The sequence below is a fragment of the Pseudoduganella sp. R-34 genome, from assembly GCF_049904655.1.
Classification (GTDB): domain Bacteria; phylum Pseudomonadota; class Gammaproteobacteria; order Burkholderiales; family Burkholderiaceae_D; genus Rugamonas.
In genome coordinates this window covers 390,063-403,825 of sequence record NZ_CP184572.1, presented here as the reverse complement: position 1 = coordinate 403,825, position 13,763 = coordinate 390,063, and the positions used below count along the sequence as shown (strand labels likewise).

The 13,763-nt window shown below is 62.9% G+C and carries 20 protein-coding genes and 1 tRNA gene; 12 read left to right on the top strand and 9 right to left on the bottom strand.

Going from position 1 to position 13,763, the window contains the following annotated elements:
* Positions 1-95: 95 nt before the first annotated feature.
* Positions 96-1,064: an extracellular catalytic domain type 1 short-chain-length polyhydroxyalkanoate depolymerase gene (locus ACN9MW_RS01950; protein ID WP_426167054.1), complete on the top strand. Its 969-nt coding sequence runs from the start codon at positions 96-98 to the stop codon at positions 1,062-1,064.
* Here ACN9MW_RS01950 and ACN9MW_RS01945 read toward each other — a convergent pair.
* Positions 1,006-1,269, bottom strand: a complete 264-nt coding sequence (locus ACN9MW_RS01945; RefSeq protein WP_426167052.1) for a SemiSWEET transporter — start codon at positions 1,267-1,269, stop codon at positions 1,006-1,008. The two genes, ACN9MW_RS01950 and ACN9MW_RS01945, sit on opposite strands and share 59 nt — an antisense overlap.
* On the bottom strand, positions 1,253-1,477 hold the full coding sequence (locus tag ACN9MW_RS01940) for a cysteine-rich CWC family protein (protein WP_426167050.1): 225 nt from the start codon (positions 1,475-1,477) through the stop codon (positions 1,253-1,255). The genes ACN9MW_RS01945 and ACN9MW_RS01940 overlap by 17 nt, the downstream gene beginning before the upstream one ends.
* Before the next feature lie 153 nt (positions 1,478-1,630).
* Here ACN9MW_RS01940 and argB point away from each other — a divergent pair, with 153 nt between their 5' ends.
* Both argB and ACN9MW_RS01930 read left to right on the top strand, forming a co-directional pair.
* Complete coding sequence (argB, locus tag ACN9MW_RS01935; protein WP_090435962.1) at positions 1,631-2,524, top strand: acetylglutamate kinase; 894 nt, start codon at positions 1,631-1,633, stop codon at positions 2,522-2,524.
* Between the two features lie 39 nt (positions 2,525-2,563).
* Positions 2,564-2,638, top strand: a tRNA-Thr gene (locus ACN9MW_RS01930).
* A gap of 6 nt (positions 2,639-2,644) precedes the next feature.
* Here ACN9MW_RS01930 and ACN9MW_RS01925 read toward each other — a convergent pair.
* Positions 2,645-3,541 (bottom strand): TraB/GumN family protein, encoded by an 897-nt coding sequence (locus ACN9MW_RS01925; protein WP_426167048.1) that lies wholly within the window; start codon positions 3,539-3,541, stop codon positions 2,645-2,647.
* Between the two features lie 18 nt (positions 3,542-3,559).
* Between ACN9MW_RS01925 and ACN9MW_RS01920 the strand changes: the two genes are divergently transcribed.
* From ACN9MW_RS01920 to pabB, 3 genes are read left to right on the top strand one after another with little or no spacing between them, the layout of a single operon-like run.
* Complete coding sequence (locus ACN9MW_RS01920; protein WP_426167046.1) at positions 3,560-4,231, top strand: pyrimidine 5'-nucleotidase; 672 nt, start codon at positions 3,560-3,562, stop codon at positions 4,229-4,231.
* A gap of 14 nt (positions 4,232-4,245) precedes the next feature.
* Positions 4,246-4,821, top strand: coding sequence for a nucleoid occlusion factor SlmA (gene slmA / locus ACN9MW_RS01915; protein ID WP_057262191.1), 576 nt, complete (start codon positions 4,246-4,248; stop codon positions 4,819-4,821).
* Positions 4,818-6,635 carry an aminodeoxychorismate synthase component I gene (gene pabB, locus ACN9MW_RS01910; RefSeq protein WP_426167044.1) on the top strand — a complete coding sequence of 606 codons (1,818 nt, stop codon included), beginning with the start codon at positions 4,818-4,820 and terminating at the stop codon, positions 6,633-6,635. Before slmA ends, pabB begins: the two co-directional genes overlap by 4 nt.
* Here pabB and ACN9MW_RS01905 read toward each other — a convergent pair.
* Complete coding sequence (locus ACN9MW_RS01905; RefSeq protein ID WP_426167042.1) at positions 6,621-6,980, bottom strand: DUF1428 domain-containing protein; 360 nt, start codon at positions 6,978-6,980, stop codon at positions 6,621-6,623. The genes pabB and ACN9MW_RS01905 overlap by 15 nt on opposite strands.
* Positions 6,981-7,010: 30 nt before the next feature.
* Positions 7,011-7,979: a transcriptional regulator FtrA gene (gene ftrA, locus ACN9MW_RS01900; protein WP_426172094.1), complete on the bottom strand. Its 969-nt coding sequence runs from the start codon at positions 7,977-7,979 to the stop codon at positions 7,011-7,013.
* A 102-nt stretch (positions 7,980-8,081) separates the two neighbouring features.
* On the opposite strand from ftrA, the gene ACN9MW_RS01895 reads away from it, so the two are divergent.
* Positions 8,082-8,495 (top strand): rhodanese-like domain-containing protein, encoded by a 414-nt coding sequence (locus tag ACN9MW_RS01895; protein ID WP_426167040.1) that lies wholly within the window; start codon positions 8,082-8,084, stop codon positions 8,493-8,495.
* Here ACN9MW_RS01895 and ACN9MW_RS01890 read toward each other — a convergent pair whose 3' ends face one another.
* Positions 8,496-9,101, bottom strand: coding sequence for a glutathione peroxidase (locus ACN9MW_RS01890; RefSeq protein ID WP_426167038.1), 606 nt, complete (start codon positions 9,099-9,101; stop codon positions 8,496-8,498). It lies immediately after the preceding gene.
* Positions 9,102-9,138: 37 nt separating this feature from the next.
* On the opposite strand from ACN9MW_RS01890, the gene ACN9MW_RS01885 reads away from it, so the two are divergent.
* A complete protein-coding gene (locus ACN9MW_RS01885; protein ID WP_426167036.1) occupies positions 9,139-10,107 on the top strand; it encodes an extracellular catalytic domain type 2 short-chain-length polyhydroxyalkanoate depolymerase in 969 nt (322 codons plus the stop codon).
* Here the strand turns inward: ACN9MW_RS01885 and ACN9MW_RS01880 are convergent.
* From ACN9MW_RS01880 to ACN9MW_RS01870, 3 genes are read right to left on the bottom strand one after another with little or no spacing between them, the layout of a single operon-like run.
* Positions 10,073-11,071: a HAMP domain-containing sensor histidine kinase gene (locus tag ACN9MW_RS01880; protein WP_426167034.1), complete on the bottom strand. Its 999-nt coding sequence runs from the start codon at positions 11,069-11,071 to the stop codon at positions 10,073-10,075. The two genes, ACN9MW_RS01885 and ACN9MW_RS01880, sit on opposite strands and share 35 nt — an antisense overlap.
* Positions 11,064-11,819, bottom strand: coding sequence for a response regulator (locus ACN9MW_RS01875; protein ID WP_426167032.1), 756 nt, complete (start codon positions 11,817-11,819; stop codon positions 11,064-11,066). Before ACN9MW_RS01875 ends, ACN9MW_RS01880 begins: the two co-directional genes overlap by 8 nt.
* Before the next feature lie 15 nt (positions 11,820-11,834).
* Complete coding sequence (locus ACN9MW_RS01870) at positions 11,835-12,320, bottom strand: periplasmic heavy metal sensor (RefSeq protein WP_426167030.1); 486 nt, start codon at positions 12,318-12,320, stop codon at positions 11,835-11,837.
* 207 nt (positions 12,321-12,527) lie between these two features.
* On the opposite strand from ACN9MW_RS01870, the gene ACN9MW_RS01865 reads away from it, so the two are divergent.
* Genes ACN9MW_RS01865 through ACN9MW_RS01850 form a run of 4 tightly spaced genes read left to right on the top strand, consistent with a single transcriptional unit; the run spans position 12,528 to position 13,728 of the window.
* Positions 12,528-12,713 (top strand): hypothetical protein, encoded by a 186-nt coding sequence (locus tag ACN9MW_RS01865; protein WP_426167028.1) that lies wholly within the window; start codon positions 12,528-12,530, stop codon positions 12,711-12,713.
* A gap of 51 nt (positions 12,714-12,764) precedes the next feature.
* Positions 12,765-13,031: a hypothetical protein gene (locus ACN9MW_RS01860; RefSeq protein WP_426167026.1), complete on the top strand. Its 267-nt coding sequence runs from the start codon at positions 12,765-12,767 to the stop codon at positions 13,029-13,031.
* 46 nt (positions 13,032-13,077) lie between these two features.
* On the top strand, positions 13,078-13,386 hold the full coding sequence (locus tag ACN9MW_RS01855; protein ID WP_426167024.1) for a hypothetical protein: 309 nt from the start codon (positions 13,078-13,080) through the stop codon (positions 13,384-13,386).
* Positions 13,387-13,434: 48 nt separating this feature from the next.
* A complete protein-coding gene (locus tag ACN9MW_RS01850; RefSeq protein ID WP_426167022.1) occupies positions 13,435-13,728 on the top strand; it encodes a hypothetical protein in 294 nt (97 codons plus the stop codon).
* The last annotated feature ends 35 nt before the right edge of the window (positions 13,729-13,763 follow it).

The window sequence follows — 13,763 nt, the reverse complement described above, 5'->3', positions numbered from 1 at the left end:
GGCAAAAGTGCCTGGAATGGCCATATACTGATGGGGCACCAGAACAATAAGGAGTGGCGAGGAGACAAACCGACCAACCAGCCTCCGAGGTGCATATGAAGCTCGATCGCCATTGGTTTTCCCGCGCGCTGGGCCAGTTCGCGCGCCACCGCCTCGGGCGTGTCGCCCCCGGCCAGCCGCAATTCATCGGCGGCGATTTCCATTGCCGCGCCGGCAACCGCAGTTACAAGCTGTACGTACCATCCTGTTACGAAGGCCAGCCCATGCCGTTGCTGGTGATGCTGCACGGCTGCTTGCAGGATCCCGACGATTTTGCCGCCGGCACGCAAATGAATGCGGTGGCCGAAGAACGCGGCTGCCTGGTGCTATACCCGGCGCAAACGCCGGACGCCAACCACACCCGATGTTGGAACTGGTTCAGCGCCCTGGACCAGGAGCGTGGCCAGGGCGAACCCGCCATCATCGCCGCCATGACGCGCGACGTCATGACGCGCTATCCGGTACTGCAAAGCGAGGTTTACATCGCCGGCCTGTCCGCTGGCGGCGCCATGGCGGTCATCGCCGGCACCCTGTATCCGGACCTGTTTGCCGCCGTGGGCGTGCATTCGGGCCTGCCCTTCGCCGCAGCGCGCGACCTGCCATCAGCCTTGCTGGCGATGCGGCGCGGCGCGGCCCGCGCGCAGGCGGCCCTGACGGCGGGCCAGCCGGTGATCGTGTTCCACGGGGACCAGGACCGCACCGTGCACCCCGCCAATGGCGAGGAAGTGCTGGCGCAGGGCTTGCGCAGCCATCCGCTGGGCGAGCAGGCCAGTCCGGCCACGCTGGCAGGCCAGGTACCCGACGGCCACGCCTTCACGCTGAAGGCGCACTGGCTGGAAGACGGCTCGCCTCTCGGAGAGCACTGGGTGATCCACGGCGCCGGCCATGCCTGGTCCGGCGGTAGCGCGGAAGGCAGCTACACCGACCCGCGCGGGCCGGATGCCAGCCGGGAGATGATGCGCTTCTTCAGCGCCGCGAAAAGTGCAGTTTCATCGCCAACACGCACAGGGCCAGCACCAGGGTGATGCCGTTGGCGATAATCACTGGCCAGGCATTGGTTTGCAGGCCATAAATCAGCCAGAGCAGCACGCCAAAGCTGAAGATCAGGTACATGCCGGTGGAGATGCCGTCGGCATGACGCTGGCGCCAAACCAGCAGGACTTGGGGTACAAAAGCGAAAGTGGTGCAGAAGGCTGCGATAAAGCCGAGCAGGTCAGGTTGAAGCAACATCAGGTCGGTTTTCCAGGGAGGCGATATGGGCACGCAGGCAGGCAGGACACCAGCAGCCGACGGCATCGGCCCCGGGAACCGGAATCGCAAGCGGCAGGAAAGTGCACCAGCACGGCGTCTCGCCCGGCGCGCCAGTCGGCTTCTGCCCGGCTGGCGCATCGGCCATGGCGCAGTGGAACTCGACGCCGCAACGCTCACAGGTGCTCATATCATCAATGCAATCATGCGTAAGGGAGATGGCCAGACTAGCGGATCAAACCGTAAATTACAACTCGATTGGCCCTATAATGCGCACCATTGACCTTAAATCTAATTTTCTGGAACCCCCGCCATGACCAACCTGCCTGCCCGCGACCCGGATATGTCCACTGACCTGAGCGGAGTTACGCCCCAAGTCAAGGCTCAGATCCTGGCCGAGGCGCTGCCGTACATCCGTAATTACCACGGCAAAACCATCGTTATCAAATACGGTGGCAATGCCATGACCGAAGAGCGCCTGAAGCACGGCTTCGCGCGCGACCTGATCCTGCTGAAACTGGTGGGCATGAACCCGGTGGTGGTGCACGGCGGCGGTCCGCAGATCGACAATGCGCTGAAGAAGATCGGCAAGCAAGGCACCTTCGTGCAGGGCATGCGTATTACCGACGAAGAAACTATGGAAGTGGTGGAGTGGGTGCTGGGCGGCGAAGTGCAGCAGGACATCGTCATGCTGATCAACCACTACGGCGGCCAGGCAGTGGGCCTGACCGGCAAGGACGGTGGCCTGATCCGCGCCCGCAAGATGGCCATGCCGGACAAGGAAAAACCAGGCGAATTCCTGGACATCGGCTTCGTCGGCGAGATCGAGGCGATCAACCCGGCCGTGGTGAAAGCCCTGCAGGATGATGCCTTTATTCCAATTATTTCCCCGATCGGCTTCGGTAAAGATGGCCAGGCTTACAACATCAACGCTGACGTTGTCGCCGGCAAGATCGCCGAGATCCTGAAAGCTGAAAAGCTGATCATGATGACCAACATCGCCGGCGTGCAGGACAAGAACGGCAACCTGGTGACCGACCTGTCGGCGCGCGAAATCGACGAAATGTTCGCCGACGGTACGATTTCGGGCGGCATGCTGCCAAAAATCTCTTCCGCACTGGACGCTGCCAAGTCCGGCGTGAACACCGTGCACATCATCGACGGGCGAATTGAACACAGCCTGCTGCTGGAAGTCTTGACCGAACAGGCTTTTGGCACTATGATCCGGTCTCACTAAAATTTTTGGCGGTTTTCTACAACCGCCAAAAACGTGAATGCCCTTGTAGCTCAGTGGTAGAGCACTCCCTTGGTAAGGGAGAGGCCACGTGTTCAATCCACGTCAAGGGCACCATTCTCCTCAGTAGATCCGCTCTACTTTCACGCCACGCTGGCGCAGCAGTTCCGCAACGTTTCCCGATCCGACCAGATGCAGAGTGCCGATAGCGGCAAAGCTGTGCTGTTCTTTTTTCATCATTTCCACGATGCCGTCGGCCAGTACGGGATTGCGCTCTTCCAGCAACACCTTTTTCATGAATTTGCCGGAGAAGGTCTTGTCCTCTTCCACCTCCCGCGCCAGGGCGTCGAATTTGGCGGCATCAGCGGAAGCCCAGGCGTCGACCAGGTCGCGCGGCTGCACGCCCTGCTTGCTGTCTTCAAAGGTATCCAGGCTGTCTTCCAGGAAGCGCGCCTGTTCCTGCGGCGTCAGGCGGCCGAACAGCGCGGCCTGGCCGCCGACCGATTCCAGTTCCACCACGCGCTGGTTGCGGCCGTGGGCGGTGCGCGCCAGCTGCAGGTCGACGCCCAGCTCCGGACGGTAGCCCAGCGCACGGTATTCGCCGATGGTGATCATCATGACGATCAGCCATGGTTTCATCGACGCCACCATTTCCGGCGCGATGCCGTGCTTCTTCAACATGCTTTCCAGGCGCGGGCGGTATTCGGGGCGGATGTCGGTCATGGCGCTGCCAGTGCCGGGCGCATACAGGCCGTACTCACGCATTACCGCCATCGACTTGGCCGGATCGGCGGCGGGATCGACTTCCAGCGCCACCGCCGTGGCGCGTTCCATGGCCTGCGTGACGCGCGGCTCCAGCGGGTAGAAGTCGGGCAGGCCAACGTGGATGGTGCCGAACAGCCACGATGTATGGCCAGCGTATTCCAGCTTGTAGAGCGCGCCGCGCGCCGGCGGGGCGGCAGTGGCCGAAAAGCTCAATCCAAGCAGCAGGCAAAACATCACTATAATCGTGCGTCGCATAGTCTCTCCAAGTAGAACGTGAATATTAAACCTTTGGCACCGGTCTGGTTGTTCGACCTGGACAACACGCTGCACAATGCATCGCATGCCATCTTCCCCGCCATGGTGGAGAAGATGAACGCGTACATGGCGCGCGTGCTGGGCGACGGCGACACGCCGGCCAGCGCAGAGGAAATCAGCGCCACCCGCGCCCTTTACTGGCAGCGCTACGGCGCCACCCTGCTTGGACTGGTGCGCCACCATGGCGTGGACGCGGCCCACTTCCTGCGCGAGACGCACGACCTGCCGGAAATCGAGTCGATGATCCGCTATGAGCGCGGCCTGGGCCAGCTGCTGCGCCGCCTGCCCGGCCGCAAGATCCTGCTGACCAATGCGCCACGCGATTACGCGCGCAAGGTGGTCGGGCATATGGGCATCGGCCGGCATTTCAGCGACCAGATCACCATCGAATCAATGCATGTGCATCGCCAGTTGCGCCCCAAGCCATCGCGCGTCATGCTGCGGCGGCTGATGCGCCGGAAGGGCCTGAACCCGCGCCGGTGTATCCTTGTCGAAGACACGCTGGATAACCTGCGTTCGGCGCATGCGCTGGGCATGCGCACGGTGTGGGTGACGCAATACCTGCTGAAACCGGGGAAAAAACCGGCATGGCTTGATGTCAAAGTAAAATCTGTCAGAAACTTAAAATAACTGGTCCAAAACCTATGGCAAGTACACAGCCCGGACAGCGCAAGCTGCAAATCCTCCAGGCACTGGCTGAAATGCTGGAGCATCCAAAAGGAGAAAAGATCACTACTGCTGCGCTGGCGCGCAAGCTGGATGTCTCCGAGGCGGCACTGTACCGCCATTTCGCCAGCAAGGCCCAGATGTTCGAGGGCCTGATCGAATTCATCGAGTCCACCGTGTTCGGCCTGATCAACCAGATCGCCGACAAGCAAGCGGACGGCCTGGCCCAGGCGCGCGACATCCTGGGCATGCTGCTGCATTTCGCCAGCAGCAACCCTGGCATGACCCGGGTGCTGATCGGCGACGCGCTGGTCAACGAAGACGAGCGCCTGCAGCAGCGTATGAACCAGTTCTACGACCGCGTGGAACTGGCACTGAAACAGGCGCTGCGTGCTGCAGCGGCCGAAGGCCAGGCCCATGAGGCTGACGTCACCGCCCGCGCCGGGCTGCTGGTCAGCTTTGTGCTGGGCCGTTGGCACCGATACGCCAAGAGCGGCTTCAAGTCGAATCCTTCGCAAGACGCCGCCGTACAGATTGCATTGCTGCTGAATTGAACTGCTTGTCCTTTGCTTTGCTGGACGACGCTAGCGTCGATCCAGCCACCGGCGCTGGCCGCTTATCCCGCCTCTACACCGGACATCACGCTACCCTCGCCTGCAGCGACTTCTCCGGCTGGCCAGGCGTGCTGGCCGGCATGGAGCAGGCTCTCGCACGCGGCTTGCACGCGGTGCCCGTGCTCAGCTACGAGTTGGGACACCATATCGTCGGCGTCGAGCCGCGCGCTGCCGCACACGACGCGCCGCCACTGGCGCAGGTACTGCTGTTCGAGCGCTGCGACGAGCTGTCGCAGGCGGAGGTCGCAGACTGGCTGGCCGCCCAGGCCGCAGCCGATACCACACCGGCCGGCGTGGCCAGCATCCGCGCCAATGTGAGCGAAGCGCAGTTTGTCGACGCCATCCAGCGCATCCGCGCTTACATCGCCGCCGGCGACACCTACCAGGTCAACTACACCTATCGCCTGCATTTCGACGCCTTCGGTTCGCTGTTTGCGCTGTATCAGCGCCTGCGTGCCCGCCAGCCGGTGCCGTACGGCGCGCTGATCGGCTTTGACGATGGCCGCGCCGTCCTGTCGCTGTCGCCGGAACTTTTCGTGCGCAAGGAAGGCGAAACACTTACCGCGCGCCCGATGAAGGGCACCGCCCCCGCTGCTGCCGACGAAGCGGAAAATGCTCGCCGAGCTGCTGCCCTCGCGGCCGACCCGAAGAACCGCGCTGAAAACCTGATGATCGTCGACCTGCTGCGCAATGATATCGGCCGGGTGGCCGCTACCGGCAGCGTCGAGGTCCCGAAACTGTTCGAAGTCACGCGTTTCAGCAGCGTGCTGCAGATGACCTCCACCGTGCAGGCCCGCCTGCGCGAAGGCGCCACGCTGGGAGAGATCTTCAGCGCGCTTTATCCTTGCGGCTCCATCACCGGAGCACCCAAGAAGCGCACCATGGAGATCATCGCCGAGCTGGAACCCGAACCACGCGGCATTTACACCGGCGCCGTCGGCTGGTTCGCCCCGGGTGGCGATTTCTGCCTGAACGTCCCGATCCGCACGCTGACGCTCCAGGCGGAGCAACACGGCATCCGCAAAGGCGTGATGGGCGTCGGCGCCGGCATCGTCTACGACAGCGAGCCGCACGACGAATTCGCCGAATGCCAGTTGAAGGCCCGCTTCCTGACCGGCCTGTCAAATGTTTTCGAACTATTCGAAACCATGCATGCCACGCGCGAAGCCGGCCCCCGCCATCTGGAGCGCCACCTGCAACGCCTTGCGGCATCGGCACGCTATTTCGGCTTCGCCTGGGATGAAGCTGCCGCCCGAGCCTACCTCACGCTGGCCTGCCAGGCCCTGCCCGCCGGCCAGCCGCACCGGCTGCGGCTCGCAATGAACAGCGCCGGCGCCTTCGCCGTGCAGACCGGCGCCCTGTCGCCGCTGCAGGAGCCCGTGAGCGTGTTGCTGGCTGATGAAGCCACCGACAGCGGCGACCTGTTCCTGCGCCATAAGTCCACCATCCGCGAGCACTATGACGCGGCGTGGAAAGCCGCCGATGCCCAAGGCGCCTTCGACAAGCTGTTCTTCAATGAGCGCGGGGAGTTGACGGAAGGAGGACGCAGCAACGTATTCCTCCGCATGGATGGCCTGTGGATAACGCCGCCTTTATCCAGTGGCACGCTGCCGGGCGTGATGCGTGCCGTGATCATCGATGCCTGGGGCGCACAGGAGCGCATCGTCACGCGCGACATGCTGCTCGCCGCGGAGGAAATCGTGGTGTGCAATTCCCTACGCGGCGCGATGCGCGCAAGCCTACAGGTCGATTAGCATTTCGAAGCCGCCATAGATCAGCCGTTTGCCGTCAAACGGCATCCTGGCGGGATCCATCATGTCCTTCATGCGCGGGTCCGACATGACTTTCTCGTTGCAGGAGTCGCGCACTTCGCGCGAGGGATAGATAATCCACGAGAACACCACTACCTCGCCGTCCTCCAGCTTGACTGCTTGCGGGAATGAAGTGTGAACACCAACTTTCACATCGTCTGCGACGGTCTCGCGATACTCCGTTGCGCCGAATTCGCGCCATACCTTGGCACACTGACGCGACATCTCCAGATAGGCATCCATTTTGTTGCGGGGAACCGGCACAATGAATCCATCGACATAAGCCATTTGAATCTCCTTGTGAAGTGAGCCCTCAGCTTATGCCGCACGATTGGCCGTGACAAGGAAAGCACGCCGGTATGCGCCGGGCGTGGTTGAGGCAATGCGGCGGAAATGGTGGCGCAGCGACTCTTCCGAACCGAAACCCGCCCGCTCGGCTACCTGTGCCAGGGCGATTTCCGGCGACTCCAGCAAATCCTTCGCAATCGCTACCCGCTCGCGGGCCAGCCATTCGACCGGGCCCATGCCGGTAGCGTCCTGGAATTGGCGCTGCAGCGTGCGTGGGCTCATGGCCGCGCGCTCGGCCATGCTGGCCACCGTATGCCGCTCGGCGGGATGGCTGCGCAGCCAGTCCATCAGGCGCGACAACCTGCCTTGCTCATCGTGCGCCATGGGACGCGGCAGGAACTGCGCCTGCCCGCCCTCGCGATGCGGGGCCACCACCAGACGCTGCGCCACCATATTGCCGACCCGCGCGCCGTAATCGCGCCGCACCAGATGCAGCAGCATGTCCAGTCCCGCCGCCGACCCGGCAGAGGTAATGATTTGCCCCTCGTCGACATACAAGTCATCCGCCAGCACGTGCACGCGAGGATAGCGGCGCCCCAGCCGCTCGACGTAGCGCCAATGCGTCGTAGCGCGGCGGCCGTCCAGCAAGCCCGCTGCGGCGAGGATGAATACGCCCGAGCAGATGGTGCACAGGCGGGCGCCGCGCGCATGGGCGGCACGGATTTGTGCCAGCAGGGCTTCCGGCGGCGCTTCATCGGCGTCGCGCCAGCCGGGGATCACGATGGTATCGGCCCGTTCCAGCAGCGATGGATCGTAAGGCGCCTGCACCACGATGCCGCCCGCTGCGCGGATCGGGCCCGGCTCGACCGAGCAGACGGCAAAGTCGTACCAATCCACGCCCAGCTCCGGACGGTCCAGGGCAAACAATTCGACCGTGCAGCCGAATTCAAAGGTGCACAGGCCATCGTAGGCCAGCGCCACGACCAAGTGTCTTTTCACGCTCATGGCGCAATCTTAACGCAATATGGCATTCGCGCCACTGCCGCGCTAAGCCGCTGCGGCCGAGAATGGAGTCACTTTCAACGCCACAGGAGAGACAAGATGCCATCCATCGTCACCGAAGTCGCCGCCGCCCCTTGCGCCGAGGCCCTCGCCCACTTTGAAGATTCGCTGCGTTTTGAAACGGATTGCTGGGATGTCCACAGCGTAATGGGAACGGCGCAACAGGATTTCGTGCTGCTCGACGTACGGGGAACGGAAAAATATGCTGCCGGCCATGTGCCCGGCGCGGTGGACCTGGCGCACCGCAAGATCATCGGCTCCAAGCTGGCCGAGTACCCGCCGGAGACCGTTTTCGTGACCTACTGCGCCGGCCCGCACTGCAACGGCGCAGCGCGCGCGGCGATCCGGCTGGCCAAGCTGGGCCGCCCGGTGAAAATCATGACGGGCGGGATCACCGGCTGGCTGGATGAGGGCTTCACCCTCGCCACTTCCCCGGTAGCCGCCGCCGCGTAATCAGCCTGCGAGGGCTTTCTCGAGCGCTTCAACCAGGGCTTTATCGTCCGGCTTGACCTTGCTCGGGAAGCTCTCGACCACATTGCCTTTGCGGTCGATCAGGTATTTATGGAAGTTCCAGGCCGGCGCCTTGCCGGTCGCCTTGATCAGCTTCGCGTAGAACGGGTTCGGTGCGTCGCCCGACACCACCGACTTGGCGAACATCGGGAATTTCACGCCATAGGTGTTGTAGCAGAGGTCAGCGATTTCCTTGCTGCTGCCCGGTTCCTGCTTGCCGAAATCATTCGACGGGAAGCCCAGCACGACCAGACCTTTCCCCGCGTATTTCGCATACACTTCTTCCAGTCCTTTGTACTGCGGGGTATAGCCGCAATAGCTGGCCGTGTTGACGACCAGGATCACCTTGCCGGCGTACTGGCACAGGTCCTGCGGCGCATCGTCCTGCAGGCGGTTGAAGGACTGTTTCAGGATAGCGGGGCAGCTCGCGGCCGGCGCATTGGCGGCTGCTGCGGCTGCAGATTGCGCGGCAGGCGCCTGTGCGAAGGCGGCAGCAGCGCTCAGGCTCAGCGCGGACAGCGCTGCAAACTTGGTGAGGATAGATGGCATGGGTAGTCTCTTCCGGTTCGTTCGAATTTCCGATTGTATGACAATTGCCGGCTGCACGTTGGCGCTGGCAGCCACCGCAGCGCCGGCGCCGCTGCCAGCCATGAAGACACAGCAGGTGTCGATTTCCGGCCTCTCGTCGGGCGCCTTCATGGCGGTGCAATACCAGGTCGCCTACTCCGGCAGCGTGGTTGGCGCGGGCATCATCGCCGGTGGCAGCTACTACTGCGCGCAAGGCAGCATGATGAACGCCATCGGCAGCTGCAAAGGCGCCGATGTGGCCGAACTGGCAGCCGTGACCCGCAAGCGCGCCGAAGCGGGCCTGGTAGATCCGGTTGCGAAGCTGGCCACGCACCGCGTGTGGATGTTCTCCGGCACCCTCGACAAGCTGGTGCCTGCAGCCTCAATGGCCGACCTGGCCAAATATTACGCAGCCTTTATCCCCGCCGCACAGGTTCAGTTCAAGAGCGACCTGGCCGCCGGCCACGCCATGCCGACCGACAGTTATGGCAACAGGTGTGACGCCCTGGCCGCGCCATTTATCAGCAACTGCGGTTTCGACGCGGCCGGCAACCTGCTGCAATGGATCTACGGCCCGCTGAAAGCACGCGGCGACAATGCCGCCCCGGCAGGCAAGCTGCAGGAGTTCGACCAGTCCGAATTCCTCCCGGCGCCGACCACGCACGGCATGGCCAACACCGGCTATGTCTACATTCCACCAGGCTGCGAAGCCGGTGGCACCGGCTGCAAGCTGCACATCGCCCTGCACGGCTGCTTGCAGGACATCGGCACCCTCAAGGATACTTACGCGCGCCACGCGGGCTACAACGCCTGGGCCGACACCAACCGCATTGTGGTGCTCTACCCGCAAGCGGCGGCAATCACGCCGATGCCGAATCCGAAAGCATGCTGGGACTGGTGGGGCTACGACGATCCGGACTATTCGGTGCAGGGCGGCCGCCAGTTGCGCGCCATCAAGCGGATGGCTGACCGTCTGACGGGAGCGTGACCCGGAAGCAGGCGCCATGCTCGCCGTTCGGCAGGCATTCGACCTCGCCGCCATGGCAGCGGGCGATCTGGCGCACCAGCGCCAGGCCAAGGCCGACGCTGCCCGCCTTCTCAGAAGCGCCCGGCAGCCGGTAGAAGGGCTCGAAAATCCGCTCGCGCTCAGCCGCCGGCACGCCCGGCCCGCGGTCGCATATTTCAAGCATGGTGCCGCCGCCAGCGCTGGCCAGCATCACGCTCACCTCAGCCTCGCCGCCATGCCGGCGCGCGTTCTCCAGAAGGTTGCGCACCATGCGACGCAGCAGCGTCGCATCGCCCTGCACTGCTCCGGCTACGCCATCCAGTACTGCCCCTACCCGTGCGCATTCTTCCGCGACGATGCCGGTAAGCTCCACTTCTTCGATCGCTGCATGCTCCTGCGGAACCGCATCCAGCCGGCTCGCGAGCAAGACCTCGTCGATCAGTTGGTCCAGCTCGGAGATATTGCGCGCCAACTCCTGGCGTATCGCCGGACTGGCGGAATCCTGCAGCAACTCCACCGCCATGCGAATGCGCGCCAGCGGCGACCGCAGCTCGTGAGATGCATTGGCCAACAGGGACTTCTGCGCCCCCACCAGTGCCTCGATGCGCGCCGCCGAATCGTTGAAACTGGCGGCCAACTGGGCTACCTCGTCCGCCCCATGCACATCCACGCGCGCGCCCAGGTCGCCCCTGCCCCAGGCCTGCACGCTGCCCTGCAGCTGCTCCAGCCGGCGCGTAATGCGGCGCACGACGGGATAGGCGCCCGCTGCAATCACAATCGCGATCATCAACAGCAGCATCGTCACCGCCATCGTGGCATTGCGCGGCATATGGCGCGGCGGCGCGAACCAGAAGTGGATGTAGCCGAACATCAGCACGGCCAACACAATGCAGGCCAGCAGCGTCGCATAAATGCGCACATACATGCGCGAGCCGAAGTTACGCATCCTGCACCTTGGCGAAGACATATCCCGCGCCACGCACGGTAATGATGCGGCGCGGCGCCTTCGGATCATCCTCAATAGCGGCGCGCACCCGGCCCACGTGCACATCAATGGAACGGTCGAAAGGCTCCAGCGCGCCCCCCTTCAGCGCGTCGATCAACTGTTCGCGCGACAGCACCCGGCCGGCACGCTGGGCAAAGGCCATCAGGAGGTCGAACTGATAGGCCGTAAGCGGCCGCTCGGCGCCGTCGACACGCACGATGCGCGCGCCGGGGTCGATCTCGAGCCGGCCAAAGCGCAACGGCGGTTCGGCGGCCGGCTGCCCGGCTGCTGCCGGCCCCGCTGCACCGCCGACATCAGCCAGCGCCGGGCGGCGCAACAGCGCCCGCAGTCGGGCCAGCAACTCGCGCGGCTCGAAAGGCTTGGGCAAGTAGTCGTCTGCGCCAAGTTCCAGGCCGATGACGCGATCGAGGGGGTCCCCCTTGGCCGTCAGCATCAGCACCGGAAGGCTGCGCATCGGCTGCGGCATGTTGCGCAGGCGGCGGCAGACTTCCAGCCCATCGACGTCGGGCAGCATCAGGTCCAGGATCAGGGCGGAAAAGCTGCCTGCGTCGGCCTGCGCCAGCCGGTCCAGGCCGGCCTGCGCGGTTTCGGCATGCTCCACGCGTAGGCCATTCTGGGCCAGGTAAGTTTCAACCATCGCCGCCAGGCGCTGGTCGTCGTCGATGATGAGGACAAGGGGTTGGGACATGGTTGAGACTATAGCTTAATGGCTCCCCATATGGCTCATCGCCATCATATGCAGGGCGCCGTTGAACTTCGCGCGCTGTTCGGGCGTGAGGTCTTCGGCAGCATCCATCGCAGCAGCCAGCACGCGGCGCGACATCAGGTCCATTTTTTTCATGTGGTCAGCGCGCAGGGTTTCCAGCGCAGCGCGGTCGATGGCTGGCTGCGCCAACTGCTTGTGCATCGCCTCATGCCCCTCCTGCAACTGCTGGTGGATCGGCTTGACGTCATTGAAGCAGGCCTTGGCAATTTCGGTCAGGTGCGATTTCTGGGCCTCGGTAGCGTCGGGCAGGATGTGCGCCACCATGGTTTCGATGTGCTTATCCGCCTGGGCGGCATCCATCGTCCATGGACTGTGTCCGCGACCGTGGCCATGGCCGCTTCCATGGTCTGCGCCGGCATAGGCGGCGGTACCGCCCAGGGCGGCGACAACTGCGGCGATTGCGATCCAGGACTTCTTGTTCATGACATCTCCTAATAAGGGTTAGTGGGTATGGCCACTTTAGGGAGACCTCATGTCGCTTCGATGAGTCCTGCGTAAAGTTTTGTAAATCTGCGACAAATGTAAGGGTTTGTAATGACCGTCAACATACTGCTGAGTGAGCCCGTTTTCAGCTCAGTGACACAGGAAACAGTGCGCTACACAAGATCAACTAATAGTGAGGATTTAAAAATGAAAAAAGTCATCGCCACCATGATCGCCGGTCTGTTCGCAAGCGCCGCATTCGCACAACAAACTCCTGCCCCAGCTACCCCAGCGGTCCCGGAAGTAAAGGCTGAAGTGAAGGCTGAAGTCAAAGCCGAAGTCAAACAGGAAGTGAGGCAGGAAGTTCAGAAACCTGCCGCTGAAAAGAAGTAATCAACTAATTAGCTAAACGATTTATATAATTTCTTCCAAAGGACACGCACCATGAAAAAGACCATCGCTACCCTGATCGCCGGCTTGTTCGCTACCGCTGCTTTCGCTACCACCCCAGCCGCTCCAACCACTCCAGCGCCAGCAGCGGCTCCTGCGGCAGCCGTCGCAGCCACCAGCGCCAAGGCTGAAGCCAAGGTAGAAACAAAGGTCGAAGCGAAGACCGAAGCGAAAGTCGAGAAGAAAACCGAACACAAAGGCACGCACAAGGCCACCACTGCAGCAGCCCCTGCGCCTGCCGCAGCTCCAGCAGCCAAGTAATCCTAGCTACCGAACTTAAACACTGATCATTAAAAGGACACACACCATGAAAAAGATTATCGCTACCCTGATCGCCGGCCTGTTCGCTACCGCTGCTTTTGCTACCACCCCGGTTGCTCCAACCACTCCAGCACCGGCAGCGGCACCTGCAGTTGAAGCCAAAGTAGAAGCGAAAGCGGAAGCCAAGACCGAAGCAAAGGTCGAAAAGAAATCCGTGCACAAAACCGCACACAAGAAGGCAGAAAAGCCTGTTGAAACCAAGTCTGAAGTGAAGGCGAGCCCGGCTGCGACCACGGCCGCGGCGCCTGCACCGGCTGCAGTCCCGGCCCCTGCCGCAGCTCCTGCAGCCAAGTAATCTTCATCAAACACGCAGCCCCCAAATTCGACTTAAAGGACTTACACCATGAAAAAGACCATCGCTACCCTGATCGCCGGCCTGTTCGCTACCGCTGCTTTCGCTACCACCCCGGTTGCTCCGACCGCTCCGGCACCGGCAGCTGCTCCAGCAGCAGAAGCCAAGGTAGAAGCGAAAGTGGAAACCAAGACCGACGCGAAAGTCGAGAAAAAGACTGCGCACAAGGGCACCCACAAGAAGGCCGAGAAGCCTGCTGAAACCAAGTCCGAAGTGAAGGCGAGCCCGGCCCCGGCCACGGCCGCGGCGCCTGCACCGGCTGCAGCTCCAGCCGCCGCCAAGTAATCCCGCTTCCTCCCGAAAGGCCTCTTCGATCACGA

What these genes read in the sequence shown, in the direction of transcription:
- ACN9MW_RS01950 (WP_426167054.1), top strand. Translation starts at nt 96, where the DNA reads ATGAAGCTCGATCGCCATTGGTTTTCCCGCGCGCTGGGCCAGTTCGCG.
- ACN9MW_RS01945 (WP_426167052.1), bottom strand. Translation starts at nt 1,269, where the DNA reads ATGTTGCTTCAACCTGACCTGCTCGGCTTTATCGCAGCCTTCTGCACC.
- ACN9MW_RS01940 (WP_426167050.1), bottom strand. Translation starts at nt 1,477, where the DNA reads ATGAGCACCTGTGAGCGTTGCGGCGTCGAGTTCCACTGCGCCATGGCC.
- argB (WP_090435962.1), top strand. Translation starts at nt 1,631, where the DNA reads ATGTCCACTGACCTGAGCGGAGTTACGCCCCAAGTCAAGGCTCAGATC.
- ACN9MW_RS01925 (WP_426167048.1), bottom strand. Translation starts at nt 3,541, where the DNA reads ATGCGACGCACGATTATAGTGATGTTTTGCCTGCTGCTTGGATTGAGC.
- slmA (WP_057262191.1), top strand. Translation starts at nt 4,246, where the DNA reads ATGGCAAGTACACAGCCCGGACAGCGCAAGCTGCAAATCCTCCAGGCA.
- ACN9MW_RS01905 (WP_426167042.1), bottom strand. Translation starts at nt 6,980, where the DNA reads ATGGCTTATGTCGATGGATTCATTGTGCCGGTTCCCCGCAACAAAATG.
- ACN9MW_RS01895 (WP_426167040.1), top strand. Translation starts at nt 8,082, where the DNA reads ATGCCATCCATCGTCACCGAAGTCGCCGCCGCCCCTTGCGCCGAGGCC.
- ACN9MW_RS01890 (WP_426167038.1), bottom strand. Translation starts at nt 9,101, where the DNA reads ATGCCATCTATCCTCACCAAGTTTGCAGCGCTGTCCGCGCTGAGCCTG.
- ACN9MW_RS01885 (WP_426167036.1), top strand. Translation starts at nt 9,139, where the DNA reads ATGACAATTGCCGGCTGCACGTTGGCGCTGGCAGCCACCGCAGCGCCG.
- ACN9MW_RS01880 (WP_426167034.1), bottom strand. Translation starts at nt 11,071, where the DNA reads ATGCGTAACTTCGGCTCGCGCATGTATGTGCGCATTTATGCGACGCTG.
- ACN9MW_RS01875 (WP_426167032.1), bottom strand. Translation starts at nt 11,819, where the DNA reads ATGTCCCAACCCCTTGTCCTCATCATCGACGACGACCAGCGCCTGGCG.
- ACN9MW_RS01870 (WP_426167030.1), bottom strand. Translation starts at nt 12,320, where the DNA reads ATGAACAAGAAGTCCTGGATCGCAATCGCCGCAGTTGTCGCCGCCCTG.
- ACN9MW_RS01865 (WP_426167028.1), top strand. Translation starts at nt 12,528, where the DNA reads ATGAAAAAAGTCATCGCCACCATGATCGCCGGTCTGTTCGCAAGCGCC.
- ACN9MW_RS01860 (WP_426167026.1), top strand. Translation starts at nt 12,765, where the DNA reads ATGAAAAAGACCATCGCTACCCTGATCGCCGGCTTGTTCGCTACCGCT.
- ACN9MW_RS01855 (WP_426167024.1), top strand. Translation starts at nt 13,078, where the DNA reads ATGAAAAAGATTATCGCTACCCTGATCGCCGGCCTGTTCGCTACCGCT.
- ACN9MW_RS01850 (WP_426167022.1), top strand. Translation starts at nt 13,435, where the DNA reads ATGAAAAAGACCATCGCTACCCTGATCGCCGGCCTGTTCGCTACCGCT.